Origin of the sequence: Pseudomonas sp. BIGb0164, assembly GCF_024810135.1 — a bacterium.
In the GTDB taxonomy this organism is placed as follows: Bacteria; Pseudomonadota; Gammaproteobacteria; order Pseudomonadales; family Pseudomonadaceae; genus Aquipseudomonas.
Window position 1 is genome coordinate 508,575 of record NZ_JANUEA010000002.1, and the last position, 24,746, is coordinate 533,320.

At 61.2% G+C, this 24,746-nt stretch carries 20 protein-coding genes; 16 read left to right on the forward strand and 4 right to left on the reverse strand.

The features are described 5' to 3' along the window. Positions 1-205 precede the first annotated feature (205 nt). Complete coding sequence (locus M2394_RS06260) at positions 206-1,330, reverse strand: polysaccharide deacetylase family protein (protein WP_178922818.1); 1,125 nt, start codon at positions 1,328-1,330, stop codon at positions 206-208. 138 nt (positions 1,331-1,468) lie between these two features. Between M2394_RS06260 and yaaA the strand changes: the two genes are divergently transcribed. The 16 genes from yaaA (at position 1,469) to M2394_RS06340 (ending at position 21,473) form a co-directional block, all read left to right on the forward strand. Beyond that, the gene (yaaA, locus tag M2394_RS06265) at positions 1,469-2,248 is read left to right on the forward strand and encodes a peroxide stress protein YaaA (RefSeq protein ID WP_259171914.1); all 780 of its coding nucleotides are present in this window, start codon (positions 1,469-1,471) and stop codon (positions 2,246-2,248) included. 874 nt (positions 2,249-3,122) lie between these two features. Then, positions 3,123-4,439: a nucleotide sugar dehydrogenase gene (locus M2394_RS06270; protein WP_259171915.1), complete on the forward strand. Its 1,317-nt coding sequence runs from the start codon at positions 3,123-3,125 to the stop codon at positions 4,437-4,439. A gap of 83 nt (positions 4,440-4,522) precedes the next feature. After that, a complete protein-coding gene (gene alg8, locus M2394_RS06275) occupies positions 4,523-6,004 on the forward strand; it encodes a mannuronan synthase (RefSeq protein WP_162276396.1) in 1,482 nt (493 codons plus the stop codon). 36 nt (positions 6,005-6,040) lie between these two features. After that, on the forward strand, positions 6,041-7,207 hold the full coding sequence (locus tag M2394_RS06280) for an alginate biosynthesis protein Alg44 (protein ID WP_178922815.1): 1,167 nt from the start codon (positions 6,041-6,043) through the stop codon (positions 7,205-7,207). A gap of 90 nt (positions 7,208-7,297) precedes the next feature. After that, entirely contained in the window at positions 7,298-8,722 is a 1,425-nt protein-coding gene (gene algK / locus M2394_RS06285) for an alginate biosynthesis TPR repeat lipoprotein AlgK (RefSeq protein ID WP_405046553.1), read from the forward strand. Next, entirely contained in the window at positions 8,719-10,206 is a 1,488-nt protein-coding gene (locus tag M2394_RS06290) for an alginate export family protein (protein ID WP_176995001.1), read from the forward strand. Before algK ends, M2394_RS06290 begins: the two co-directional genes overlap by 4 nt. After that, entirely contained in the window at positions 10,206-11,795 is a 1,590-nt protein-coding gene (algG, locus tag M2394_RS06295) for a mannuronan 5-epimerase AlgG (protein ID WP_178922813.1), read from the forward strand. Before M2394_RS06290 ends, algG begins: the two co-directional genes overlap by 1 nt. Before the next feature lie 11 nt (positions 11,796-11,806). Further along, positions 11,807-13,255, forward strand: coding sequence for an alginate O-acetyltransferase (locus M2394_RS06300; protein ID WP_178922972.1), 1,449 nt, complete (start codon positions 11,807-11,809; stop codon positions 13,253-13,255). Between the two features lie 8 nt (positions 13,256-13,263). Then, the gene (locus M2394_RS06305; protein ID WP_176995003.1) at positions 13,264-14,373 is read left to right on the forward strand and encodes a mannuronate-specific alginate lyase; all 1,110 of its coding nucleotides are present in this window, start codon (positions 13,264-13,266) and stop codon (positions 14,371-14,373) included. A gap of 142 nt (positions 14,374-14,515) precedes the next feature. Further along, positions 14,516-16,048 carry an MBOAT family protein gene (locus tag M2394_RS06310; protein ID WP_178922812.1) on the forward strand — a complete coding sequence of 511 codons (1,533 nt, stop codon included), beginning with the start codon at positions 14,516-14,518 and terminating at the stop codon, positions 16,046-16,048. A gap of 11 nt (positions 16,049-16,059) precedes the next feature. Then, positions 16,060-17,232, forward strand: a complete 1,173-nt coding sequence (locus M2394_RS06315) for an alginate O-acetyltransferase (RefSeq protein WP_259171918.1) — start codon at positions 16,060-16,062, stop codon at positions 17,230-17,232. Positions 17,233-17,248: 16 nt separating this feature from the next. Continuing rightward, positions 17,249-17,905: an alginate O-acetyltransferase AlgF gene (locus M2394_RS06320; RefSeq protein WP_176995006.1), complete on the forward strand. Its 657-nt coding sequence runs from the start codon at positions 17,249-17,251 to the stop codon at positions 17,903-17,905. Positions 17,906-18,054: 149 nt separating this feature from the next. After that, entirely contained in the window at positions 18,055-19,506 is a 1,452-nt protein-coding gene (locus M2394_RS06325; protein ID WP_176995007.1) for a mannose-1-phosphate guanylyltransferase/mannose-6-phosphate isomerase, read from the forward strand. Between the two features lie 274 nt (positions 19,507-19,780). Then, positions 19,781-20,245 carry a multidrug transporter gene (locus M2394_RS06330; protein ID WP_178922808.1) on the forward strand — a complete coding sequence of 155 codons (465 nt, stop codon included), beginning with the start codon at positions 19,781-19,783 and terminating at the stop codon, positions 20,243-20,245. Between the two features lie 14 nt (positions 20,246-20,259). Further along, positions 20,260-21,072 (forward strand): SDR family oxidoreductase, encoded by an 813-nt coding sequence (locus M2394_RS06335; protein ID WP_259171919.1) that lies wholly within the window; start codon positions 20,260-20,262, stop codon positions 21,070-21,072. Further along, a complete protein-coding gene (locus tag M2394_RS06340; RefSeq protein ID WP_178922804.1) occupies positions 21,072-21,473 on the forward strand; it encodes a DUF4440 domain-containing protein in 402 nt (133 codons plus the stop codon). The genes M2394_RS06335 and M2394_RS06340 overlap by 1 nt, the downstream gene beginning before the upstream one ends. A gap of 41 nt (positions 21,474-21,514) precedes the next feature. On the opposite strand, the gene M2394_RS06345 is transcribed toward M2394_RS06340, so the two are convergent. The 3 genes from M2394_RS06345 to M2394_RS06355 are packed head-to-tail and all read right to left on the reverse strand — an operon-like array spanning position 21,515 to position 24,744. After that, positions 21,515-22,366, reverse strand: coding sequence for an HlyD family secretion protein (locus M2394_RS06345; protein WP_178922802.1), 852 nt, complete (start codon positions 22,364-22,366; stop codon positions 21,515-21,517). A gap of 10 nt (positions 22,367-22,376) precedes the next feature. Next, positions 22,377-22,577: a DUF1656 domain-containing protein gene (locus M2394_RS06350; RefSeq protein ID WP_176995013.1), complete on the reverse strand. Its 201-nt coding sequence runs from the start codon at positions 22,575-22,577 to the stop codon at positions 22,377-22,379. After that, a complete protein-coding gene (locus tag M2394_RS06355) occupies positions 22,567-24,744 on the reverse strand; it encodes an FUSC family protein (RefSeq protein ID WP_259171920.1) in 2,178 nt (725 codons plus the stop codon). Before M2394_RS06355 ends, M2394_RS06350 begins: the two co-directional genes overlap by 11 nt. Positions 24,745-24,746 lie beyond the last annotated feature (2 nt).

Genomic DNA, 24,746 nt, shown 5'->3' on the forward strand with positions numbered 1-24,746 from the left:
CGGCGATCTGACTTCGTAATACCGCAAAAGCCATGACAGGAAAAAGCACTTTGACGCTTTTTTGAAGTTTATTTTTCAGGATGACGAATAGCACTAGCCGAGTGCCAGCGACCCCGTTAAAGTCGGAAGTCCGCCTGCATCGAAACACCCTCGAAAATCACCCCAAAAATGCCTCATCCCCAACAGGGCCGGGCACTTCGTGATTTCAGCGAAACGCCTCCCGACAGTCCTGCCAACCCAGCCCGCTTTGCGCCGTTGCCTGCATCAATAAAGGCAATGCCACCCGCGCCTTGTCCTGGGTGTCGTGGAACACAATCACCCCCTTGCGCCACAGCAGCATCAACGTCAGCACCCGTTGCGCCGACTCGTCGGGCTTGAGCTTGCCCGGGTCATCCTGGGAGTCGATGTCCCACAACGCCACCTGCAAACCCTGGGACTGGAAGAACCCCTGGCTGTCCGCTCGACGCTGACCATAGGGCGGGCGAAACAGCGGCACGTAGTTCTCCGGCATCAGGTTCTGTACCAGCGAGGCCGTGCGGGTAATGGAACTCTGCCAGTCGACCCAGTGGCTGTGGGAACGGTACTGCCAACCCTGGATGCCCACGCACTGCCCTTGGTACAACGCCTGCACATCAGCGGCAGAGCTGCGTTCCACGCGGGTCTGCAGGCTGCTGCCGAGGGCAAAGAAGGTCGCGTTCATTTTCTGTTTGCGCAGGTAATCGGTGAGCCAGTCGGTGTTGCCGCTGACCGGCGCCGGGCCGCCGTCGAAGGTCAGCAGGAACAGGCGGTCGTTGAGTTCGTCGCCATTGCGTTCGTGGTCACCAAAACGCGCGACTTCGCTGCTGATCTGCGGAAACAGCGCGGCCTTGCGCAGCAGTTCGTCGAGGTAGCGTTCGTGAAAGTGATGACTGGGCCCGGCCCAGCCTATATAGAAGGAGTTTTCGCTGACTTCGAACTTGCCCGCCTGCTCGCGCAGGTCGTCCATGTTTTCCACCAGGTAACAGAACGAGGCGTCCTCCTCGCAGCTCTGCTGGGCGAAGGTGTAGTTCTCCAGCAAGCGTTGCCACAGCTGGCGGCGCAGGTCGTCGATGGCCGCCAGGTTGATGATCTTTAACCCCAGGCGTTGCTTGAGGGCAGTCTCGTCCTGGCTTTCGCTGGCCAGCAGGCTGTGGGCGAACATCAGGATTTCGGCGCGTGAGGCCACATCGAACAGCGCGGGGCTGCTGAGCTTTTCAGGCCAGGTGCCACGGTCCAGGCTGGCCACGTCCACGGGTGCTGCCTGGGCGCCCAGGCAAAACAGGCAGGCGGACAATAAAAGCGCAATTCGCACAAAGGGTCTCCCTTTCCAGAGTCGTCGGCCACTATAGCCGATCCACCACGCCCAGCGATTGCGCGTCTATTGGCGTGATAGGTGGAGTCGAACGCCTCAACCCCCTAGAATCCCCCCACGATTTAAGGAGACGACTTCATGCTGACGGTGATTTCCCCCGCCAAGACCCTCGATTTCGAGACTGCGCCTGCGACCGAGCGCTTTACCCAGCCGCAATTCCAGGACCACTCCCAGGAACTGATCGAGCAGCTGCGCACGCTCAGCCCGGCGCAGATCAGCGAATTGATGCACGTGTCCGACAAGATCGGCGGCCTCAATGCTGCCCGTTTCGGCAGCTGGACCCCGGCTTTCACCCCCGCCAACGCCAAGCAGGCATTGCTGGCGTTCAAGGGCGACGTGTACACCGGCTTGAATGCCGAAACCTTCAGCGATGCCGACTTCACCTACGCCCAGGACCACCTGCGTATGCTCTCGGGCCTGTACGGCCTGCTGCGCCCCCTGGACCTGATGATGCCGTACCGCCTGGAGATGGGCACCAAGCTGCCCAATGCGCGCGGCAAAGACCTGTATGCGTTCTGGGGCACGCGTATCAGCGAGTGGCTGAATGAAGCCCTGGCCGAGCAAGGTGACGACGTGCTGCTGAACCTGGCATCCAATGAGTACTTCTCGGCGGTCAAGCGCACGGCCCTGAACGCGCGGGTCATCAACACCGAGTTCAAGGACCTGAAGAACGGCCAGTACAAGATCATCAGCTTCTACGCCAAGAAGGCCCGGGGCATGATGAGCCGCTTCGTGATCGAAGAACGCATCAACGATCCGGCCAAGCTGAAGGAATTCGACGTGCAGGGCTATCGCTTCAATGCCGAGCAGTCCAAGCCCGACAACCTGGTGTTCTTGCGCGATCACGCACCGGAATAAAGCCCTCGAAAGCACAGATGTTCAAATGTGGGAGCTGGCTTGCCTGCGATAGCGTCGGTGAATTCAACACCGCCATCGCAGGCAAGCCAGCTCCCACATTTTTTAATCGTATTTCGCCCTCCGAATCGCCATTATTTTGGCGTCAAAAAATATCTTGACGCATTCCTAACGAATCTTTCACTCGACAATTTTCATTTTTTTTCGTAGTGGCACCACTTTTTTTAAACAGTAGTGGCACAAAACTATCCCCCCGCACCAACTCCCCACAACTACTGGCCCAAATAGCAAGTGCTATCAATATAGTACCAGTGCCATCTTTCCTAATATTTCAAGAAATTTCCGGAAACAGGATGAGCGGCCTGGAACTTCGTCAAAACGCACGGCTCATACCACCGGTAACGAAATTCTCTGTTTCTGTAGGAGATGACTTACATAGCGACCCAAGGAAGTAGCAAAGTTGCCCCATCAACTTTGACTCACGGGTCATATCATCAACTGAATTGAGTTGAGGGCGGCGATAAGGACTGGTTGCTATCCCCTATAGGCCAAGGCAGCGCTTACCTAAATGTGTCGGTGGTGACACCCAGGTGATTGATAGTTAAAGGCTTTCAGCCTCTATCCAACCCCTGCGGCACCGGCGTCGGGCCCTTCTCCAAGGTAGTCCGGCTGCATTTCAGGGCAAGCCCCAATAACAAGGCCAAGTTGCGCACAACTTGAGTGCAATAGTTAGTCACTCGCTATTTAACATGCCTGTACGCGGTAAGTCGGCGTCTATTCGTCTAACTTTCGCGGCAACAGTGACGCTTGCAAACATGAACTCCGGCCATCTAATTGGCATGATTAAAATCGTCTTCAATGACAAGAGGTAAATGCGATGCGCATCAGCATATTTGGTTTGGGTTACGTTGGCGCAGTGTGTGCCGGTTGCCTGTCTGCCCGTGGCCACGAAGTGGTTGGCGTAGACATCTCCAAGGAAAAGATCGACCTGATCAATGCGGGCAAATCGCCAATCGTTGAACCGGGTCTGGGTGAACTGCTGAGCCAAGGGATCGAAACCGGTCGACTGCGCGGCACCACCAACTTCGCCGACGCCATCCGTGACACTGACCTGTCGATGATTTGCGTCGGTACACCGAGCAAGAAAAACGGCGACTTGGAACTGGACTACATCGAAGCCGTGTGCCGCGAGATCGGTTTTGTCCTGCGTGACAAAGCCACCCGTCACACCGTCGTCGTGCGCAGCACCGTGCTGCCAGGCACCGTGGCCAACGTGGTGATCCCGATCCTGGAAGACTGCTCGGGCAAAAAAGCCGGTATCGACTTCGGCGTCGCGGTCAACCCGGAGTTCCTGCGTGAGTCCACCGCCATCGCCGACTACGACCTGCCACCGATGACCGTCATCGGCGAGTTCGACAAAGCTTCCGGCGATGTCCTGCAGTCGCTGTACGAAGAACTCGACGCACCGATCATCCGCAAGGACATCGCCGTTGCCGAAATGATCAAGTACACCTGCAACGTGTGGCACGCCACCAAGGTGACCTTCGCCAACGAGATCGGCAACATTGCCAAGGCCGTCGGCGTCGATGGCCGTGAAGTGATGGAAGTGGTGTGCCAGGACAAGACCCTCAACCTTTCCCAGTACTACATGCGCCCAGGCTTCGCTTTCGGCGGTTCGTGCCTGCCCAAAGACGTGCGCGCCCTCACCTACCGTGCCGGCTCCCTGGACGTGGAAGCGCCGCTGCTCAACTCGCTGATGCGCAGCAACGAGTCCCAAGTACAGAACGCCTTCGACATCGTTTCCAGCCACGACAAACGCAAAGTCGCCCTGCTGGGCCTGAGCTTCAAGGCCGGTACCGACGACCTGCGCGAAAGCCCACTGGTTGACCTGGCCGAAATGCTGATCGGCAAGGGCTACGACCTGAGCATCTACGACAGCAACGTCGAATACGCTCGTGTCCACGGCGCGAACAAGGACTATATCGAGGGCAAGATCCCCCACGTGTCGTCCCTGCTTAACTCGGACTTCGATGATGTGATCAACAACTCCGACGTGATCATCCTCGGCAACCGCGACGAGAAATTCCGCGCCCTGGCGCAGAACGCTCCACACGGCAAGCAAGTGATCGACCTGGTGGGCTTCATGTCCAAGGCCACCTGTGCGACCGGTCGTACCGAAGGCATTTGCTGGTAACAGCAACGGCAAGTTTCAAGCGGCAGGCGTTTCCATCCCCAGCGCCTGCCGCCTGGAACCTCCTTCACCTTCGGATGACGCTTATGTCCAAGTTAAAACATGTACTGCTGCAATCCGCCGGCTGGCTGTTCTTCCTCAGCCTGCTGATGGGACTCGCCCTGCTGCTGCCGGCGAGTACGTTCGACTCGGAGTCGAAGAATTTTATTTTCCTGATTGGCGCCGTGGGTATCTGGCGCTACTCGATGGGTGCTACGCATTTCTTTCGCGGCATGCTGTTCCTGTACGTGGTCTACCCGCACCTGCGCCGCAAAGTGCGCAAACTGGGCAAGGCCGCCGACCCGTCTCATGTGTTTTTGATGGTCACCAGTTTTCGTATCGACGCGCTGACCACCGCGCAGGTCTACAGCTCGGTGATCCGCGAAGCCATCGAATGTGGCTTCCCCACCACCGTGGTGTGCTCGCTGGTGGAAATGTCCGATGAACTGCTGGTGAAAAGCCTGTGGGAACGCATGAACCCGCCGGAACACGTGAAGCTCGACTTCGTGCGCATCGCCGGTACCGGCAAGCGTGACGGCCTGGCCTTCGGTTTCCGCGCCATCTCCCGCCACCTGCCGGATGACCGCGCCGTGGTCGCCGTGATCGATGGCGATACCGTGCTCGCCGAAGGCGTGGTGCGCAAGACCGTGCCGTGGTTCCAGCTGTTCGGCAACGTCGGTGGCCTCACCACCAACGAATTCTGCGAAGTGCGTGGCGGCTACATCATGAGCGAATGGCACAAGCTGCGCTTCGCCCAACGTCACATCAACATGTGTTCCATGGCCCTGTCCAAGCGCGTGCTGACCATGACCGGTCGCATGTCGGTATTCCGTGCCAGCGTAGTGACCGACCCCGGCTTTATCGCCGACGTGGAAAGCGACTCGCTGCAACACTGGCGCCTGGGCCGCTTCAAGTTCCTCACCGGTGACGACAAGTCCAGCTGGTTCAGCCTGATGCGCCTGGGCTACGACACCTTCTACGTGCCGGACGCCGCGATCAACACCGTGGAACACCCACCAGAAAAAAGCTTTATCAAGGCCAGCCGCAAGCTGATGTTCCGCTGGTACGGCAACAACCTGCGCCAGAACTCCCGTGCCCTGGGCCTGGGTGTTCGCCGCCTCGGCCTGTTCACCAGCATCGTGCTGTTCGACCAGCGTGTGTCGATGTGGACCTCCCTGCTCGGCCTGACGGTGGCGATCATCGCCACCTTCAAGTACGGCGGCGCGTTCATCCTCGCCTACCTGCTGTGGATCGGCATCACCCGCCTGATTCTCACCCTGCTGCTGTCGTGCTCCGGCCACAAGATCGGCCCGGCCTACCCGGTGATTCTCTATTACAACCAGATCATGGGCGCGCTGGTGAAGATCTACGTGTTCTTCCGCCTTGATCAACAGTCCTGGACCCGCCAGGACACCAAACTGACCCGCGATTTGGCCAGCTTTCAACGTTGGTTCAACACCTGGTCGTCTCGGACCATGACCTTCTCCGCCGGCAGCATTTTCGTCGCCGTGTTGCTGATGATGGTCTGACCCTGCCAAGCCTGAATTAACCTAGGAATTACACCGATGAATAGCCAAGCAAACGTCAACGTTGTCCACGAATCCGAAGCCCAGCGCCAGCATGCCCGCGTAAAAATCCCGGCCAAGCTGCGCTTCTTCAACACTGACCGCACACCGACCGAAGCACGGGTGATCGACCTGTCTGCCGGCGGCCTGGCCTTCACCTCCACCCAGCCGTTGACCGTCGGCGAAGTGCACAAGGGCCGCCTGCAATTCGTGATCGATAACTTGGGCCTGGCCATGGACGTGGAGCTGCAGATCCGCTCCTACGACCGCCAGACCGGCCGCACCGGTTGCCAGTTCCAAAACCTGGAACCGCAGGATATTTCTACCCTGCGCCACCTGATCACCTCGCACTTGTCCGGCGACATCGTGACCATGGGCGACGTGCTGGCGACCCTGCAACGCGACAACTTCACCAAGGCGCGCAAGGTCAAGGACAGTGGCAGCGGCATGACCGCTTTCGGTCGCCTGCGTGCGGTGACCTTCAGCGCTGGCATCTTCATCGTCGGCCTGGCCGCGTTCGGTTTCGTGTTCAAGTCGGTGTACGGCATGTACTTCGTCAGCCATGCCCAGGCGGGCCTGGTCAGCGTGCCCGGCATGAACGTGACCATGCCCCGCGACGGCACCGTGCAGAGCCTGCTCAAAGGTGACGCGGTGGCCGCCAAGGGCGCGCCGCTCGCCACGTTCAGCACCAGCATGCTCGATGTACTCAAGGGCCATCTGGACGAAGACCAACTGCAACCGGCCAAGGTTGAAGAGCTGTTCGGCAAACAAATGACCGGCACCCTGACGTCGCCCTGCGATTGCGTAGTGGCCCAGCAGTTGGTGGCCGACGGCCAATACGCCAGCAAAGGCGACGTGATCTTCCAACTGGTACCGCGCGGCAGCCTGGCCAACGTGGAAGCGCGCTTCACCTATCGCCAGTTCGCCGACGTGCGCCCAGGTACGCCGGTGAGCTTCCAGGTGGCCGACGAAGAGCAGGTCCGCACCGGCACCATCGTCAGCAGCACCAGCCTGAACAGCGCCGACCTGTCCTCCGACATCCGCGTGCAGATCAAGCCTGACGCACCGCTGGACAGCACCTACGCCGGCCGCCCGGTGGAAGTGACCAGCGACCGTGGCCCTTCGCTGAACTGGCTGATCGACAAAGCCATGGCTCACGGTCTGTAAGCAGAGGACATGCCTGTGATGACTCCTATGAAAACACCGCGGTCCCTGTGGGAGCGGGCTTGCTCGCGAAAGCAGTGTGTCAGCCAACACATGCATCAACTGACACTCCCTCTTCGCGAGCAAGCCCGCTCCCACATTGGATCTCTGTGCACATTGGCATTAGCGGTCTCTCTGGCCGGTTGCGCCGGCCTGCCCGACCAGCGCCTGGCCAATGAAGCGCTCAAGCGCGGCGACACCGTCACCGCCCAGCAGAATTACCAGCAACTGGCCGACCTGGGTTACAGCGAGGCCCAAGTGGGCCTGGCCGATATCCAGGTGACCACCCGTGACCCCGAGCAGATCCGCCAGGCCGAAGCCACCTACCGCGCCGCCGCTGACACGTCGCCGCGCGCCCAGGCTCGCCTCGGTCGCCTGCTGGTGGCCAAGCCCGGCGCGACCGAAGCCGAGCAGCACGAAGCCGAAGGCCTGCTGAAAAAAGCCTTCGCCAATGGCGAAGGCAACACCCTGATCCCGCTGGCGATGCTGTACCTGCAATACCCTCATAGTTTCCCGAACGTGAACGCCCAGCAGCAGATCAGCAAGTGGCAAGCGGCGGGTTATCCGGAAGCCGGTCTGGCCCAGGTGCTGCTGTATCGCACCCAGGGCACCTACGACCAGCACCTGGATGATGTGGAGCGCATCTGCAAGGCCGCGTTGAACAGCACCGATATCTGCTACGTCGAGCTGGCCACGGTCTACCAGAAAAAAGCCGAACCCGAAAAACAGGCCGAGCTGCTCAAGCAAATGGAAGCCGGCTACAGCCGTGGCACCGTCACCGCGCAACGGGTCGACAGCGTCGCTCGCGTCCTCGGCGATGCCACCCTGGGCAAGCCGGACGAGAAAACCGCCCAGGCCCTGCTGGAAAAAATCGCCCCTGGCTACCCAGCGTCCTGGGTCAGCCTGGCACAACTGCTTTACGACTTCCCGGAACTCGGCGACGTCGACCAGATGATGAAGTACCTGGACAACGGCCGCGCCGCCGACCAACCGCGCGCCGAGCTGTTGCTGGGCAAGCTCTACTACGAAGGCAAGTGGGTGCCGGCCGATGCCAAGGCCGCCGAAGCACACTTCGAAAAAGCTGTGGGCAAGGAAGTGGCGGCCGATTACTACCTCGGCCAGATCTACCGCCGTGGCTACCTGGGCAAGGTCTACCCGCAAAAAGCCCTGGACCACTTGCTGACCGCTGCGCGCAACGGCCAGAACAGCGCCGACTTCGCCATCGCTCAATTGTTTTCCCAAGGCAAGGGCACCAAGCCCGACCCGTTGAACGCCTATGTCTTCAGCCAGTTGGCTAAAGCCCAGGACACGCCAGAGGCCAACGACTTGGCCACTCAGCTTGAAGCCCCGCTGACCCCGGAGCAACGCACCCAGGGCCAACGCCTGGTGCAACAAGAGCTGGCCGCCCGCGGCACCCTGGCCCAGAGCACGCTGCAATTGCACGCCCTGGATGAAGAAGACGGTGAGGAATCCCTATGAAGCTCAATCCATTCGTCAAGGCCGGTATCGGCCTGACCTTCGCCCTGTTGTGGTCGTGCCCGACCCTGGCTGCGCTCACCGAAGCCAAGAACTTCGGCCTGGAAGTCAAAGCCACCGCGCAGTCCGAAGATGACCGCGACCTCGGCACCCAGAAAGGCGGCGACGTCAACGGCATCGGCCTCGACCTGCGCCCGTGGATCTACGGCGAAAGCGGCGCGTGGAGTGCCTACGCCATGGGCCAGGCCGTGACGTCCAGCGACATCATCGAGACCGACACCCTGCAACAGTCGGCCGATGACACCACGGAACAGTCGAGCAACGATGACCGCAAGGCCAAGAAAAACTACCTGGCCCTGCGCGAGTTCTGGGTCGGCTACAGCGGCTTCACGCCCTACCCCGGCGAGATCCTCAAGTTCGGTCGCCAGCGCCTGCGCAATGACGACGGCCAATGGCGCGACACCAACATCGAGGCGCTGAACTGGACCTTCGACACCACCCTGCTCAAGGCCAATATCGGCGCCGCTGAACGCTTCAGCGAATACCGCACTGACCTCAAGGAACTGTCGCCCAAGGACAAGGACCGCCAACACTTCTACGCCGACGCCGCCTACCAGTGGACGCCGGGCCAGTGGATCGGCCTGCGCGGTCACCACACCCATGACGACGGCAAGCTCGACTACGCCGAACCGGGCGTGGCGTCCGACCCGTTGGACAAGCGCGAAAACGGCGACCTGACCTGGCTCGGTATCGAAGCCAACAGCGACGCCTACAACTGGCGCAACACCAACACCGTCAACTACTGGGCCAGCGTCACCGGCATGCAGGGCAACCGTGACACGGTCAACGCGCTGAATGCCGACGGCACCCGCCCAACGAATGCCAAGCGCAGCGATGACGTGAACGGCTGGGCCACCGACCTGGGTATCCGCCTGCGCCTCGACCCGCAATGGCAAGTGGGCGCGGCCTACGCCCGTGCCAGCGCCGAGTACGAACAGAACGGCCTGCAAAGCAACCGTTCGAACTGGACCGGCACCCAATCGCGCCTGCACCGTTTCGGCGAAGCGTTCCGTGGCGAGATGAACAACATGCAGTCCATGAGCCTGTTCGGTTCCTGGCAACTGCGCGAGGACTACGACGCCAGCCTGGTGTACCACAAGTTCTGGCGCGTCGACGGCAACAAGCCGGTGGGCAGCAACGGCATCGATGCGGTGCAGAACAACACCGATGACGTGACCGGCGCGATCCTCTCCAGCACCTCCCTGCCCCTTGAAGACGGCAAGAAAGACCTGGGCCAAGAGATGGACCTGGTCGTCACCAAGTACTTCAAGAAAGGCCTGCTGCCGGCCGCGCTCAGCCAGTCGATCGACGAACCGTCGGCCCTGGTGCGCTTTCGTGCCGGCGTGTTCAAACCGGGTGACGCCTATGGCAGCCAGGTGGACTCGTACATGCATCGCGCCTTTGTCGACGTGATCTGGAAATTCTGATGGGAGCCTGCGCGATGAACCCTCAAGCCCTCAAAGGCTCGGTCAGCCTGCTGGTCGCAGCCATGCTGCTGGCCAGCACTTCGGCCTTTGCCGACGGTGCGGCGGTGAAGGCGCCGACCATCGCCAAAGAGCTGCAACAGGCCAAGACCTACACCATTTCCAGCCCGCCGACGGCGCCGCTGGAAATGACCAAGCCGGCCCTGCCAGACCTGTCGGGCTATACCGCCGCCGCGATGGACAAGAAAATCGTGCGGACCAAGCCGGGCAAAATCAGCCTGCGTCGCATGATGCAGGAAGACGCCCTCAAGGACTTTATCGGTGGTGACAACAAGATGGCCGAGTGGGTGGTGCGCCAGCACGGCATTCCCCAGGCGATCTTCGTCGATGACGGCTACATGAACCTCAAGGACCTGCTGGGCAAGGTGCCCAAGCAGTACTTCAGCGAAACCTCGCCGGGTGTGTTCCTGGCCAAGCTGCCGATTGTGGTCGGGCGCAAAGGCATCCTGGAAATCGACAAGAAGACCCAGGAATTGCGCCTGTCCCAGGAAGCCGGTTCGTTCCTGATCAACGACGGCCAACTGTTTGTGCGTGACACCCGGATCACCGGCTGGAGCGAAAAAGCCAACGGCCCGGCGCTGTTCAAGTCGCCCAAGGAATTCCGCCCGTTCCTGCTGGCCTGGGGCGGCACCGAGACCTACGTCGCCAACAGCAAGATGGCCAGCTTCGGCTACGCCAACAGTAAGTCGTACGGGGTGAGTATTTCCCAGTACACGCCGAACATGGCCAAGGTGCTCAAGCGCCCGGAACCGACCGGCTGGATTATTGATTCCGAATTCTCGGACATGTGGTACGGCTTCTACTGCTACGAGACCACCGGTTTTGTACTCAAGGGCAATACCTACAAGGACAACATCGTCTACGGCATTGACCCCCACGACCGTTCCCACGGCCTGATCATCGCGGACAACACCGTGTACGGCACCAAGAAGAAGCACGGCATCATCATTTCCCGGGAAGTGAACGACAGCTTCATCTTCAACAACCGCAGCTACGACAACAAGTTGTCGGGCCTGGTGATCGACCGTAACAGCGTGAACAACCTGATCGCCGACAACGAGATCTACCGCAACCACACCGACGGCATCACCCTCTATGAGAGCGGCGACAACCTGCTGTGGGGCAACAAGGTGATCAGCAACCGTCGCCACGGCATCCGCGTGCGTAACAGCGTGAACATCAAGCTGTACGAGAACACCGCCATGGCCAACGGCCTGACCGGCGTCTACGGCCACATCAAGGATTTGACCGACACCGACCGCGACATCGCCCTCGACCCGTTCGACGCCAAGGTCTCGCTGATCCTGGTGGGCGGCGAGCTGGCCGGTAACGGCAGCGGGCCACTGTCGATCGACTCGCCCTTGAGCATCGAGCTGTACCGCGTGTCGATGTTGGCGCCGACCAAATCCAGTGGCATCAGCTTCTCCGGCGTTCTTGGTGATCGCCAGGAAGAGATTCTCGACCTGCTGGTGCGCCAGCAGAAAGCCGTGCTGATCGACCCTGTCGAACGCCAGACCGAAATGCAGGACTGAGGATGACCCTTATGCACCCACACATGATCAAACTGCTGAGCCTCTCGGGTCTGACCCTCGGCCTGCTGGCGGCCAGCCAGGGCGTACGCGCCGACGAAGCAAAGGCCCCGACCTTTACCGCCGAACCCTGCTGCAGCCTGTGCCCGGCCGCCCACGATGCGCGCAACTACACCACACGCTACCAGCAGAACTTCACCACCCTGGTGCAAGCCCAGGGCGACTGGTTGTTCCGTACCCAGGAAGACCTGCGCACCGAGTTCGACACCAGCCCGGCCGGCTACAAGCGCATGCAACAGTTGCACGATGCGTTCAAGGCCAAGGGCGTGGAACTGGTGGTGGTCTACCAGCCAACCCGTGGTTTGGTGAACCGCAACAAGCTCAATCCTGAAGAAAAAGCCAAGTTCGATTTCGACAAGGCCCTGGCCAACTACAAGACCATGCTCGGCCGTTTCGCCAAGATGGGCTACGTGGTGCCGGACCTGTCGCCGCTCACCAACGAGCAACTCCCGGATGAACTGCCGGCCCACGATTTCTACTTCCGTGGCGACCAACACTGGACGCCGTACGGCGCCCAACGCACGGCGAAAATCGTCGCTGAAAAAGTGCGCGCCATGCCGGAGTTCGCCGACATTCCCAAGCGCGAATTCGAGACCAAGCGCTCCGGGCGCATGGGCAAGACCGGCACCCTGCACAACATGGCCGGGCAACTGTGCGGCACCAGCTACGCGATCCAGTACATGGACCAGTTCACCACCGAGCCCAAGGGCGAAGCGGGTGACGGCGACCTGTTCGGCGATTCGGGCAACCCGCAGATCACCCTGGTGGGCACCAGCCACAGCGGCAAGAACTACAATTTCGCGGGCTTCCTGGAACAGGAAATCGGCGCTGACATCCTCAACGTCGCCTTCCCGGGCGGTGGCCTGGAAGGCTCGATGATCCAGTACCTGGGCAGCGATGAATTCCAGAAGAGCCCGCCGAAAATCCTCATCTGGGAATTCTCGCCGCTGTACCGCCTGGACCAGGAAACCATCTACCGCCAGATGATGGCGTTGCTCGACAACGGCTGCGAAGGCAAGACCGCGCAGATGACCTCCAGCACCACCTTGAAACCCGGCAAGAACGAATTGCTGGTGAACAGTTCGAACAAAGACCTGCGTAACGCCAACCACCAGGTAGACATCCGCTTCGCCGATCCATCGGTGAAAACCTTGCAAGCCACCCTCTGGTACATGAACGGGCGCCACGAGGACCTCAAGATCGAAAAACCCGAAACATCCGATACAGACGGGCGTTTCGCCTTCGAACTGCGCACCGATGAAGACTGGGCCTCGCAGAACTTGCTGGCCGTGGAAGTCCAGGGCCCCGAAGCAGGCCAGGCCGCGCAGAAGGTTGAAGCGAAAATTTGCACACGCAACGTATTCCCAGCCGGTGGTCAACAGACCGCTTCAACTGGGCAATGAGGTTACCTATGCAGAAGTTATTGATCCCCACGTTACTCGGCCTTGCGATCTTCGCAGGCTCGGTTAACGCCGCCGCGCCACTGCGCCCGCCTCAGGGCTACTTCGCCCCGATCGAGGCGTTCAAGACCGGCGACTTCAAGAATGACTGCGACGCCATGCCGGCGCCGTACACCGGTTCGCTGCAATTTCGCAGCAAGTACGAAGGCTCCGACAAAGCCCGCGCCACCCTGAACGTGCAATCCGAAAAAGCCTTTCGCGACAGCACGGCCGACATCACCAAGCTGGAAAAAGACACCAGCAAGCGTGTGATGCAGTTCATGCGCGACGGTCGCCCGGAGCAGTTGGAATGCACCTTGAATTGGCTGGCGACTTGGGCTCGGGCGGATGCGTTGATGTCCAAGGACTTCAACCACACCGGCAAGTCCATGCGCAAATGGGCGCTGGGCAGCATGGCGTCGGCCTATGTGCGCCTGAAGTTTTCCGACTCCCACCCGCTGGCCAACCACCAGCAGGAATCGCAGTTAATCGAGGCGTGGTTCAACAAACTCGCCGATCAGGTCGTCAGCGATTGGGACAACCTGCCGCTGGAAAAAACCAACAACCACTCCTATTGGGCTGCATGGTCGGTGATGGCAACGTCCGTCGCCACCAACCGTCGCGACCTGTTTGATTGGGCGGTGAAGGAATACAAGGTCGGCGTGAACCAGGTCGATGACCAAGGCTTCCTGCCCAACGAATTGAAGCGTCAGCAACGCGCCCTGTCGTACCACAACTACGCCCTGCCGCCGCTGTCGATGATCGCCAGTTTTGCTCTGGTCAACGGTGTTGATTTGCGTCAGGAAAACAACAGCGCACTCAAGCGCCTGGGCGACAAGGTGCTGGCCGGGGTCAAGGACCCGGACATCTTCGAGCAGAAAAACGGCAAAGAGCAGGACATGAAGGACTTGAAGCAGGACATGAAATTCGCCTGGCTCGAACCTTTCTGCACCCTCTACACCTGCGCCCCGGATGTGGTGGAGCGCAAGCACGGAATGCAGCCGTTCAAGACGTTCCGCCTGGGGGGTGACCTGACCAAGGTCTACGACCCGGCGCATGAGAAAGGCAACAAAGGCAGCTGATTACATGGCTCCCGGTTGGACTCGGTCCAATGTGGGAGCTGGTTTCGACAGTTGGAATGCTGTACCGCCCTCCCCCGAATTTTCGTGGGGGGGTTTGGGGGGGCTCTGGCCCTTGACTGTGATTAAACATGGAGAGATCGGGATGGTTTTCTCGTCCAATGTGTTCCTGTTTCTGTTCTTGCCGATCTTTCTCGGCTTGTACTACTTGAGCGGGCAACGCTATCGCAACCTGCTGCTGCTGATTGCCAGCTACGTGTTCTACGCCTGGTGGCGAGTGGACTTCCTGGCGCTGTTCGCCGCCGTGACGCTGTGGAACTACTGGATCGGCCTAAAAGTCGGTGCAGCCGGCGTGCGCACCAAGCCGGCCCAGCGCTGGCTGCTGCTCGGCGTGGCCGTCGACCTGTGCATCCTCGGCTACTTCAAGTACGCCAACTTCGGCGTCGACAGCATCAACGTGATGATGAAGTCCATGGGCCTTGAGCCGTTCATCCTCACCCACGTGCTGTTGCCGATTGGTATCTCGTTCTACATCTTCGAGTCCATCAGCTACATCATCGACGTGTACCGTGGCGATACCCCGGCCACCCGCAACCTGATCGACTTCGCGGCGTTCGTGGCGATCTTTCCGCACCTGATTGCCGGCCCGGTGCTGCGCTTTCGCGACCTGGCCGACCAGTTCAACAACCGCACCCACACCCTCGACAAGTTCTCCGAGGGCTGCACGCGGTTCATGCAGGGTTTCATCAAGAAAGTCTTTATCGCCGACACCCTCGCGGTGGTGGCCGACCATTGCTTCGCCCTGCAAAACCCCACCACGGGCGATGCCTGGCTCGGCGCGCTGGCCTACACCGCGCAGCTGTACTTCGACTTCTCCGGCTACAGCGACATGGCCATCGGCCTGGGCTTGATGATGGGTTTCCGCTTCATGGAAAACTTCAAGCAGCCGTACATCAGCCAGTCGATCACCGAGTTCTGGCGGCGCTGGCACATCAGCCTGTCCACCTGGCTGCGTGACTACCTGTACATCACCCTGGGCGGCAACCGCAAAGGCACGCTGATCACCTACCGCAACCTGTTCCTGACCATGCTCCTCGGTGGCCTGTGGCACGGTGCAAACATCACCTACATCGTGTGGGGTGCCTGGCACGGCATGTGGCTGGCGATTGAAAAAGCCATCGGCCTCAACACCGCGCCACGCAGCTTCAACGTCGTGCGCTGGGCCTTCACCTTCCTGCTGGTGGTGATGGGCTGGGTGATCTTCCGCGCCGAGAACCTGCACGTTGCCGGCCGTATGTACGGTGCGATGTTCAGCTTTGGCGAGTGGTCGCTGTCGGAACTCAACCGCGCCAGCCTCACCGGCCTGCAAGTGGCGACCCTGGTGGTGGCGTATGCAACCCTGGCGTTCTTCGGCCTGCGCGACTTCTACACCAACCGCCCAGCCGATAAAACCAAGCCCGCTGACCCGAGCCTGATCAAGGCCGTCCCGGGCGACACCCCCGGCAGCATCCACCAGCCCGGTTTCACCGTGGGCCAGGACGCCGCCGTGCAACCGGCCTACTGGACCGCTGACTGGCCACGCTACGCCATGCGCGCTGCGGTGCTGCTGCTGTTCGTGGCGTCGATTCTCAAACTGTCGGCGCAGAGTTTCTCGCCGTTCCTTTACTTCCAATTCTGAGGGAGCCGACCATGACCCGTTCATTACGCGTCCTCTATATCGGCCTGTTCCTGGTGGTGCTGCTGGCCCTGGGCGCCTGGTCGCTGCGCAGTTTTTTCGGCTTCAGCACCAATGCCGACGCTACCGTGCTCAACGGTCGCTGGACCAAAGCCGTCGAGACCCATTACGACGACGAGTTCCCGATCAAGCGCCTGGGCACCAACCTGTGGGCCGCGCTGGACTACAAGCTGTTCAATGAAGGTCGCCCTGGCGTGGTGCTGGGCCGCGATCACTGGTTGTACAGCGACGAGGAGTTCAACCCCGCCGTCAACGAAGACCAGAACCTTGAAGGCAACTACGCGCTGGTCGAAGGCGTGCGCCAGAAGCTCAAGGCCCAGGGCATCCAACTGGTGATGGCGATCGTGCCGGCCAAGGTGCGCCTGTACCCGGAGCACCTGGGTGAGGTGAAACCGGCGAGCATCCACGCCAACCTCTACCAGGACTTCCACGCCCGTGTCGCCGCCGACAAGATCATCGCCCCGGACCTGCTTGGCCCGCTGCAACAAGCCAAGCTGGGCGGCAAGCAAGTGTTCCTGCGCACCGACACCCACTGGACTCCAGACGGTGCCGAGATCGCCGCCAAGCAACTGGCAGCGACCATTCGCGAGAAAACCCCGCTGAGCGGCGAGCCACAGCGCTTCGTCACCGAGGCCGAGAACACTGCACCGCACAAAGGCGACCTGCGCCTGTTCCTGCCCCTGGACCCGCTGTTCGAAAACCTGATGCCGCCCAAGGAGCCGCTGGAAAAACGCGTCACGCACCTGGCCGAAACCAAAGGTGACAATGCCCTGTTCAGCGACAGCGAAACCCCGGTGGCTCTGGTCGGCACCAGCTACAGCGCCAACCCCAACTGGAACTTTGTCGGTGCGCTCAAGCAAGCCCTGCACAGCGACGTGGTCAGCTACGCCGAAGACGGCCACGGCCCGATCCTGCCGATGCTCAGCTACCTCAAGAGCGACGACTTCAAAAACAGCCCGCCCCAGGTGCTGATCTGGGAGTTTCCTGAACGTTATCTGCCCGTGAACAACGAAATCGGTGATGCCGACCCGTCCTGGGTTGCGCAGCTTAAACAAGCCGGTTCGCGCCAACAAAACATGGCTATCAACACACAAAAATCCGAGACGCCCGACCGGGCGCAAAACTGAAAGAGAGGTAACTCACATGACTTTCACTACAACTCCTCGTCGTCTCGCTAAAACCCTGGCCATTGCAGCCGGTTTGAGCGTCGTATCGATGTCCGCCTTCGCCGGCGGTGACGCCGCGCTCTATGGCCCAACCGCGCCGAAAGGTTCGAGCTTCGTGCGGATCTACAACGCCAGCAACCAGGAAGTCAGCGCCACCGTCGGCGCGACCAACCTGAGCGACGTTGCGCCCCTAGCCAGCAGCGACTTCAGCTTCATGCCGGGCGGTGACTACAGCGCCAAGGTGGGCAGCCAGACCGTGCCGGTCAAGCTCGCCCCCGACCACTACTACACCCTGGTCAACAGCGGCAGCGGCCAGCCCCAGCTGATCGAAGAGCCGCCGTTCAAGAACAAGCAGAAGTCCCTGGTGCGTGTGCAGAACCTGAGCGACAAGGCCCTGACCTTGAAGACGGCAGATGGCAAGACCGACGTGGTCCAGTCGGTGGCCGCCAAGGGCCGTGGCGAACGTGAAATCAACCCGGTGAAAGTGAGCCTGGCGTTGTATGACGGTGACAAGAAAGTCGGCGATGTGAAGCCGGTTGCGTTGGAACGTGGTGAAGCGGCGGTGCTGTATGTGACGGGCTCCGGTTCGAGCCTCTCGCCAGTCTGGGTGAAACGCCCGGTGTCGACCCGCTGATTAGCTTTTGAAATTGACGCTCCCTCTGTGGGAGCGGGCTTGCTCGCGAATGCGGTGGTTCATCCACAGATGTGCCGACTGACACGCCGCTTTCGGGAGCAAGCCCCCTCCCATAGGCTCTGACCCATATCGATTCAAGGAGAAACAGCATGATCCCAGTAATCCTTTCCGGTGGTAGCGGCTCACGTCTTTGGCCGCTTTCCCGTAAACAGTTCCCTAAACAATTCCTGGCGCTGACCGGCGAGCACACCTTGTTCCAGCAAACCCTGGAGCGCCTGGTGTTCGAAGGCATGGACACGCCAATCGTGGTCTGCAACAAGGACCACCGTTTCATCGTCAATGAGCAACTGAGCGCCCGCAAGCTGGAAAGCCAGCGCATCCTGATGGAGCCGTTCGGCCGCAACACCGCGCCGGCCGTGGCCCTCACCGCGATGATGCTGGTCAATGAAGGCCGCGACGAACTGATGCTGGTGCTGCCCGCCGACCACGTGATCGACGACCAGAAAGCCCTGCAACGCGCCCTGGCCCTGGCCACCGTGGCCGCCGAGCGTGGCGAGATGGTGTTGTTCGGCGTGCCGGCCACCCGCCCGGAAACCGGCTACGGCTACATCAAGTCCACCAACGATTCGCTGCTGCCCGAGGGCGTGAGCCGCGTCGAGCAGTTCGTGGAAAAACCCAATGAAAAACGCGCCGTCGAGTTCGTCAAAAGCGGCGGTTACTTCTGGAACAGCGGCATGTTCCTGTTCCGTGCCAGCCGCTTCCTCGAAGAGCTGAAAAAGCACGATCCGGACATCTACGACACCTGCCTGCTGACCCTGGAGCGCAGCGAGCAGACCGCCGACACCGTGTCCTTCGACGAAGCCACCTTCGCCTGCTGCCCGGACAACTCCATCGACTACGCCGTAATGGAAAAAACCCAGCGCGCCTGCGTGGTGCCACTGAGCGCCGGCTGGAGCGACGTGGGTTGCTGGGCGTCGCTGTGGGCCGTCAACGATAAAGACGCCAACGGCAACGTGAGCAAGGGCGATGTGGTGATCCAGGACAGCAAGAACTGCATGATCCACGGCAACGGCAAGTTGGTGTCGGTGATCGGCCTGGAAAACATCGTGGTGGTGGAAACCAAGGACGCGATGATGATTGCCCACAAGGACAAGGTCCAGGGTGTCAAGCAGATGGTCAACACCCTCAACGAACAGGGCCGCAGCGAGACCCAGAACCACTGCGAAGTCTACCGTCCGTGGGGCTCCTACGACTCGGTGGACATGGGCGGTCGCTTCCAGGTCAAGCACATCTCGGTCAAGCCGGGCGCGTGCCTGTCGTTGCAGATGCACCACCACCGCGCCGAACACTGGATTGTGGTCAGCGGCACCGCCGAAGTCACTTGTGACGAGAACGTGTTCCTGCTCACCGAGAACCAGTCCACCTACATCCCGATTGCCTCGGTGCACCGCCTGCGCAACCCGGGCAAGATCCCGTTGGAAATCATCGAAGTGCAATCGGGCAGCTACCTGGGCGAAGACGATATCGAGCGGTTTGAAGATATCTACGGTCGCTCGACGCCGGTTGAGCGTGGCGTGTCGGTGAAAACCATCGCGCAGTAATACTGTCGTACAAGAAGCCCCCGTCCAGCCGACTGCGTCCCCTATCCGCAGCCGGTTGGGCGGGGGCTTTTTCTTTGGGTTTTGCAGTGATGCTGAAGGCGCCATCGCAGGCAAGCCAGCTCCCACAGTTGACCGAGTACATCCTTTGGAACACGGTCAACTGTGGGAGCTGGCTTGCCTGCGATAGCGCCCGCCGAATCAACACTTATCTCAAGCTGACCAATCCCACCTACGCTTACGTTAGGATGCTCGTTCCCAATTCGAGGTGGTCTCCATGTTCTTCGGCGTTCTCCTGATCATCACCTGGCTGATCCTGCTGCTGCGCTACCCCGCCAAGGCCTTGCCGGTGTCCCTCGCGGCCGCCGTGGGCCTGGGTTTCGTGGCGATCTGGGTGGTGTGGCTGGACAACCGCGAAGCCTCGCAACTGGCGCGCCTGGAGCTGCGCATCACCTACGCGGCCGACGAATGCCCTGCCGATCGGCCGCTCAAGCTGACCCTGAACAACGGTAACGACGTGCCCCTCACCGAACTGCGCTGGCGCGTCGCCGCCTATGCGCCGGGTGACACCGTCAACCTGGCCGACAACGTCTACGCCGCCCCGCGCTACCGCGGCCCCGGCGAGCTGCAAGCCGGCGCCACCTGGGAAGACTGCTTGCCCACCCCGCCACTGCGCCCCGGTTACCGCCCGCAAACCCTGGAATTTCGTGCCGAACACCTGCAAGGTGGCTTCTCGGACTGACAAAGGATTGACCCATGCCCAACGTACTCATCACCGGCTGCTCCAGCGGTATCGGCCGCGCCCTGGCGGATGCCTTCAAGGCGGCCGGCTATCACGTGCTGACCAGCGCCCGCCGCGAAGCCGACGTGATCGCCCTCAACGACGCCGGTTTCCACGCCGTGCTGCTGGACGTGAATGACAGCACCGCCCTGCAAACCCTGGCCACCCAGGTGGGCGAACTGGACGTGCTGATCAATAACGCCGGCTACGGCGCCATGGGCCCGCTGCTCGACGGCGGCACCGACGCCCTGCAGCGCCAGTTCGAAACCAACGTGTTTTCCATCGTCGGCGTGACCCAGGCGCTGTTCCCGGCCCTGCGCCGCAGCAAAGGCCTGGTGGTGAATATCGGCAGCGTTTCCGGCGTGCTGGTCACCCCGTTTGCCGGCGCCTACTGCGCCTCGAAAGCCGCCGTGCATGCCTTGAGTGATGCGCTGCGCATGGAATTGGCGCCGTTTGGCGTGCGAGTCATGGAAGTCCAGCCCGGCGCCATCAACACAAGCTTCGCGAAAAATGCCGGGGCCCAGGCGGAATTGCTGATCAACGAACAATCGCCGTGGTGGCCCATCCGCGACGGCATCCGCGCACGCAGCCAGGCCTCCCAGGACAAACCAACCCCGGCCACGCAATTCGCCGCCGAGGTGCTCAAGGCCGTTCAGCAACCCCGGCCACCACGCCTGCTGCGCGCGGGCAATGGCAGCCGGGCGTTGCCGTTGATGGCGGCGTTGTTGCCCAAGGGTTTATTGGAACGCGTCTTGAAGAAGCGCTTTGGCTTGGAACGGAGTTTGTAATGATCGACTACAGCGACTTTTTTGAAGAAGTGATCCAGACCCACGTCGAGATCGAGCAATGGTTTGCCGGAGTTGCGCCTGAGGGCACGTTGGAAAACCTGCTGGCGCGCTTCTCCCCCGAGTTCAGCATGGTGGCGCCCGCGACGGGGACGCGGGTCAATGCGGCCGGCGTTAAAGCGCTATTCACACGCCTGGGCGGCATGCGCCCGGGGCTGAAAATCACCTTGAGCGAAATGGCCGGGATTGACCGGCATGCGCGTGGCGCGACGGTGACTTACCGCGAGCATCAGGTGGATGACAGCGGCACTCAGACAGACCGCCGCGCCACCGTAGTGTTCGAGAAACAGGCCAGCGGCGCGCTGTTGTGGCGCCACCTGCATGAAACCTTCATCAAGGCCTGACACCACCTACTGTAGGAACCGGCTTGCCGGCACCTACAGGGTTATTCGTTGACGATAACGGTGCAAGTGATGCCCGCCGCCAACAACACACCTTCCGGCACTTCATCAATGTGAATCCGCACCGGAACCCGCTGGGCCAACCGCACCCAGTTGAACGTCGGGTTCACATCGGCGATCAGCTCACGGCTCTCGGGGTTGTCGCGGTCGTAGATGCCGCGCGAGATGCTTTCCACGTGGCCCTTCAAGGTCTCGCCGCTCATGAGCTGCATATCGGCTTTGTCACCGACTTTAACGTGGGGCAGCTTGGTTTCTTCAAAGAAGCCATACACCCAGAACGAGTTCATATCGACCACGGCCATCTTGGCCTCGCCGATGCGCGCGTAGTCACCGCGATGCACATTCAGGTTGGTGACGTAACCGTCCACCGCCGCCACCACTTGGGTGCGTTTCAGGTTCAGCTCGGCCGCTTCCAGTTGCGCCAGCGCGTGCTGGTAATCAGCGAGTGCGGAGTCGGCGATGTTGCTGGCGTCGTCGCGGTTTTCCTTGGAGATCACCAGGGCGTCGAGGTCGGCGCGGCGGTGGGCGTTGACCTTGCGCATTTCCCAGGTGGCTTTGCGTGACGCCACCAGCGACTGCGCTTGCTTGACGGCAATGCGGTAGTGCTCGGGGTCGATCTGCATCAGCAGGTCGCCCTTCTTCACCAACTGGTTGTCGCGCACCGGCACGTCGACCACTTCACCGGTAACGTCGGCGGCCACGTTGATGATGTCGGCGCGCACACGGCCGTCGCGGGTCCAGGGGGTCTCCATGTAATGCACCCACAACGTGCGGCCAATCCAGATCGCCAACGCCAATACCAGCAAGGTGGCGAGCAGGCTGAAAAACTTTTTCATCAGGGCATTCTCAACGGTAGACGGTCAGCGCCAGCGCGCCGAACAGACAAACGAACAGGCTCAGGCGCAGCAACGCCGGGTGCCAGAAAAAACGGTACAGGTCGTACCCGGCCAGGAAGCGGTCCACGCCCCAGGCCAGCCCCGCCGCGATCAGGAACATCAGGGTCATGGTCGGCATATAAATGCCGTGGAACGCGATTTCACGGGGCATGCGCAGCTCCTTTGAGGGCAGCGAGGGGCGATTGCGGGTCGAGCAACGAGGTGCGGATAAAGTGCAGGTAGCTTTTCACCCGGCGCAGGGCCGAGGTGTCGAAGTGCGGCGCGAAGGGTTCGTCGGTGGCCTGCACGCGGCTGATCGCATGGTCTACGGCGATCAAGCCGCGCTCCAGGTTGCTGGCGCTGGGTTGCAGGAACAACCGCACCAGCGAACGGCCCATCACACGGATCGCCTGGCGCCACGGCTGGGACTCGGCATACGCCGGATGCACCGGCAGAATCGCCTGTTCCTTGCGCAATTCGATGATCGCGTGGCCGACTTCCAGCACCACGAACATCCAGCGCAGCAGGTCGCGCTGCACCTGCGGCTGGCCGACGGCGAGGCCGTAAGCCTGGTGCAGCAGGTCGCGGGTGCGGCTTTCAAAGCTCGACGCCAGGCCCTTGAGCTTGCCGCTGATGGCATACACCACCTGCTCACGCAGGTCCTGCTCCAGCCGGCGCCACAACCAGCGGCTGTTGGGCGGCAGGATGATCGCGCCGGCCGCCGCGCACACCAGCATGCCGATGACCATGGCGATGTAGTCGTTGATGAAAGTGTAGGGGTTGTAGACCGTGAGGTTGTCGGGCACCGAGCCGGTACTGAAGAAGATCAGCAGGCCCACGCCAACACCGGCGTACTGGGGGCGTGATGCCAGGAACGAACCGAAGATGATCACCGGCGCAAGCATCACGCACAGCAGCGGGAAGCCGTCGATCCAAGGGAACACGAAGAACATTTCGACAAAACCCACCAGCGCACCAATGAAGGTGCCGCAGGCCATTTGAAAGGCCATGCGTTTCGGGTTGGGCGTAGCGGCAGACAAGCCCACGGTGGCGGCGGCGATCAGGGTCATGGTCGCGCCGCTGGGCCAGGCCGTGGCCACCCAGTAACTGCCGAGCACAACCAGAATGAATGACGCACGAATGCCCGATGCCGCACAGGCCAGCCAGTTGGTCTTGGGGGTAAAGGTTTCGTCCCACTGTTCGCGTTCGTGGCTGTGATCGGCCAGTGACGCATGGGTTTGCGCGTAGTTGTGCAGGTCGTCGACGAAGCGGTAAAGCAGCTCGTAGGCGGTGTGGAAATCCAGCTGCTCGGCTTCGCTGGGTTCACCTTCCTGGAAGGCCGTGCGCAGGGCACGCACCTTGGCGGGCAAGCCGTCCTTGTAGGCGCTGAGTTGGGCCACCAGCCCTGCGGCGTCGGGGCTGGTGAGGGCACGGCCGGAAAAACCATCGAGCAGTTCGGCCAGGTCCTGCAGACCGGGCTTGATCGCAGCGACCACGTGGTCCGCCGCATCGGCACGCAAGCGTTCGAGCAACTGGTGCAAGGCGTTGAAGCGTGTGGTGATGCTCATGAATTCGCTGTTCAAGCGACTGAGCCGGCCATTGCGCCGACGCATGTGCGGGTCTTCAAACACCGTGACACTGCGCAGCCCTTCCAAGCCCACGGCTTGCGCGATAAAGCGCACGTTGCTGGCCTCGAAGCCCTCGCGCTGGCTGCGCCCACGCAAGCCGTCGGTGACGAACAGCGCGAACACGCCAAAACGCTGGTACAAGGCATTGCGCATCGCGGCGCTGGAGGTTTGCGGCAAGATCGCGGCGCTGACCAGCGTGGAGCACAGAATCCCCAGGGAGATTTCCAGCACGCGCCATACCGCCGCCATAAAGGCACCGTCCGGATGGGCCAGGGCCGGCAAGCCGACCATCGCCGCCGTGTAGCCGGCCAGCACAAAACCATAGGCGCGAAAGTTACGGTTGCGCGTGGCGCCAGCCGTGCAGATACCTACCCAGATCGCCAGTGCGCCGAGGAACAGCTCGGTGTTTTGCGCAAACAAGGCGATCAAAAACACCATCACCGCCGACCCCGCCAGGGTGCCGAGGAAGCGATAGAAACTCTTGGCGAACACCTGGCCGCTCTGGGGCTGCATCACGATGAACACGGTGATCATCGCGGTTCGCGGTTGCGGCAACTCCAGGCGCATGGCCAGCCACAGCGTGAGGAACGCGGCGATCAGCACCTTGAAGATATACACCCAGGTCACGCCGTCGCTGCGTGCCCAGTCGAAAAAACCGCGGCGCCACTCAAGGGAATGCAGCCAGCGCAGCGGTGCAGGCAAGGGAGTCATCG

Bases quoted from the DNA above. Each gene is read 5' to 3' on its own strand.
- yaaA (WP_259171914.1), top strand. From the start codon at position 1,469: ATGCTGACGGTGATTTCCCCCGCCAAGACCCTCGATTTCGAGACTGCG.
- M2394_RS06270 (WP_259171915.1), top strand. From the start codon at position 3,123: ATGCGCATCAGCATATTTGGTTTGGGTTACGTTGGCGCAGTGTGTGCC.
- alg8 (WP_162276396.1), top strand. From the start codon at position 4,523: ATGTCCAAGTTAAAACATGTACTGCTGCAATCCGCCGGCTGGCTGTTC.
- M2394_RS06280 (WP_178922815.1), top strand. From the start codon at position 6,041: ATGAATAGCCAAGCAAACGTCAACGTTGTCCACGAATCCGAAGCCCAG.
- algK (WP_405046553.1), top strand. From the start codon at position 7,298: ATGCATCAACTGACACTCCCTCTTCGCGAGCAAGCCCGCTCCCACATT.
- M2394_RS06290 (WP_176995001.1), top strand. From the start codon at position 8,719: ATGAAGCTCAATCCATTCGTCAAGGCCGGTATCGGCCTGACCTTCGCC.
- algG (WP_178922813.1), top strand. From the start codon at position 10,206: ATGGGAGCCTGCGCGATGAACCCTCAAGCCCTCAAAGGCTCGGTCAGC.
- M2394_RS06300 (WP_178922972.1), top strand. From the start codon at position 11,807: ATGCACCCACACATGATCAAACTGCTGAGCCTCTCGGGTCTGACCCTC.
- M2394_RS06305 (WP_176995003.1), top strand. From the start codon at position 13,264: ATGCAGAAGTTATTGATCCCCACGTTACTCGGCCTTGCGATCTTCGCA.
- M2394_RS06310 (WP_178922812.1), top strand. From the start codon at position 14,516: ATGGTTTTCTCGTCCAATGTGTTCCTGTTTCTGTTCTTGCCGATCTTT.
- M2394_RS06315 (WP_259171918.1), top strand. From the start codon at position 16,060: ATGACCCGTTCATTACGCGTCCTCTATATCGGCCTGTTCCTGGTGGTG.
- M2394_RS06320 (WP_176995006.1), top strand. From the start codon at position 17,249: ATGACTTTCACTACAACTCCTCGTCGTCTCGCTAAAACCCTGGCCATT.
- M2394_RS06325 (WP_176995007.1), top strand. From the start codon at position 18,055: ATGATCCCAGTAATCCTTTCCGGTGGTAGCGGCTCACGTCTTTGGCCG.
- M2394_RS06330 (WP_178922808.1), top strand. From the start codon at position 19,781: ATGTTCTTCGGCGTTCTCCTGATCATCACCTGGCTGATCCTGCTGCTG.
- M2394_RS06335 (WP_259171919.1), top strand. From the start codon at position 20,260: ATGCCCAACGTACTCATCACCGGCTGCTCCAGCGGTATCGGCCGCGCC.
- M2394_RS06340 (WP_178922804.1), top strand. From the start codon at position 21,072: ATGATCGACTACAGCGACTTTTTTGAAGAAGTGATCCAGACCCACGTC.
- M2394_RS06345 (WP_178922802.1), bottom strand. From the start codon at position 22,366: ATGAAAAAGTTTTTCAGCCTGCTCGCCACCTTGCTGGTATTGGCGTTG.
- M2394_RS06350 (WP_176995013.1), bottom strand. From the start codon at position 22,577: ATGCCCCGTGAAATCGCGTTCCACGGCATTTATATGCCGACCATGACC.
- M2394_RS06355 (WP_259171920.1), bottom strand. From the start codon at position 24,744: ATGACTCCCTTGCCTGCACCGCTGCGCTGGCTGCATTCCCTTGAGTGG.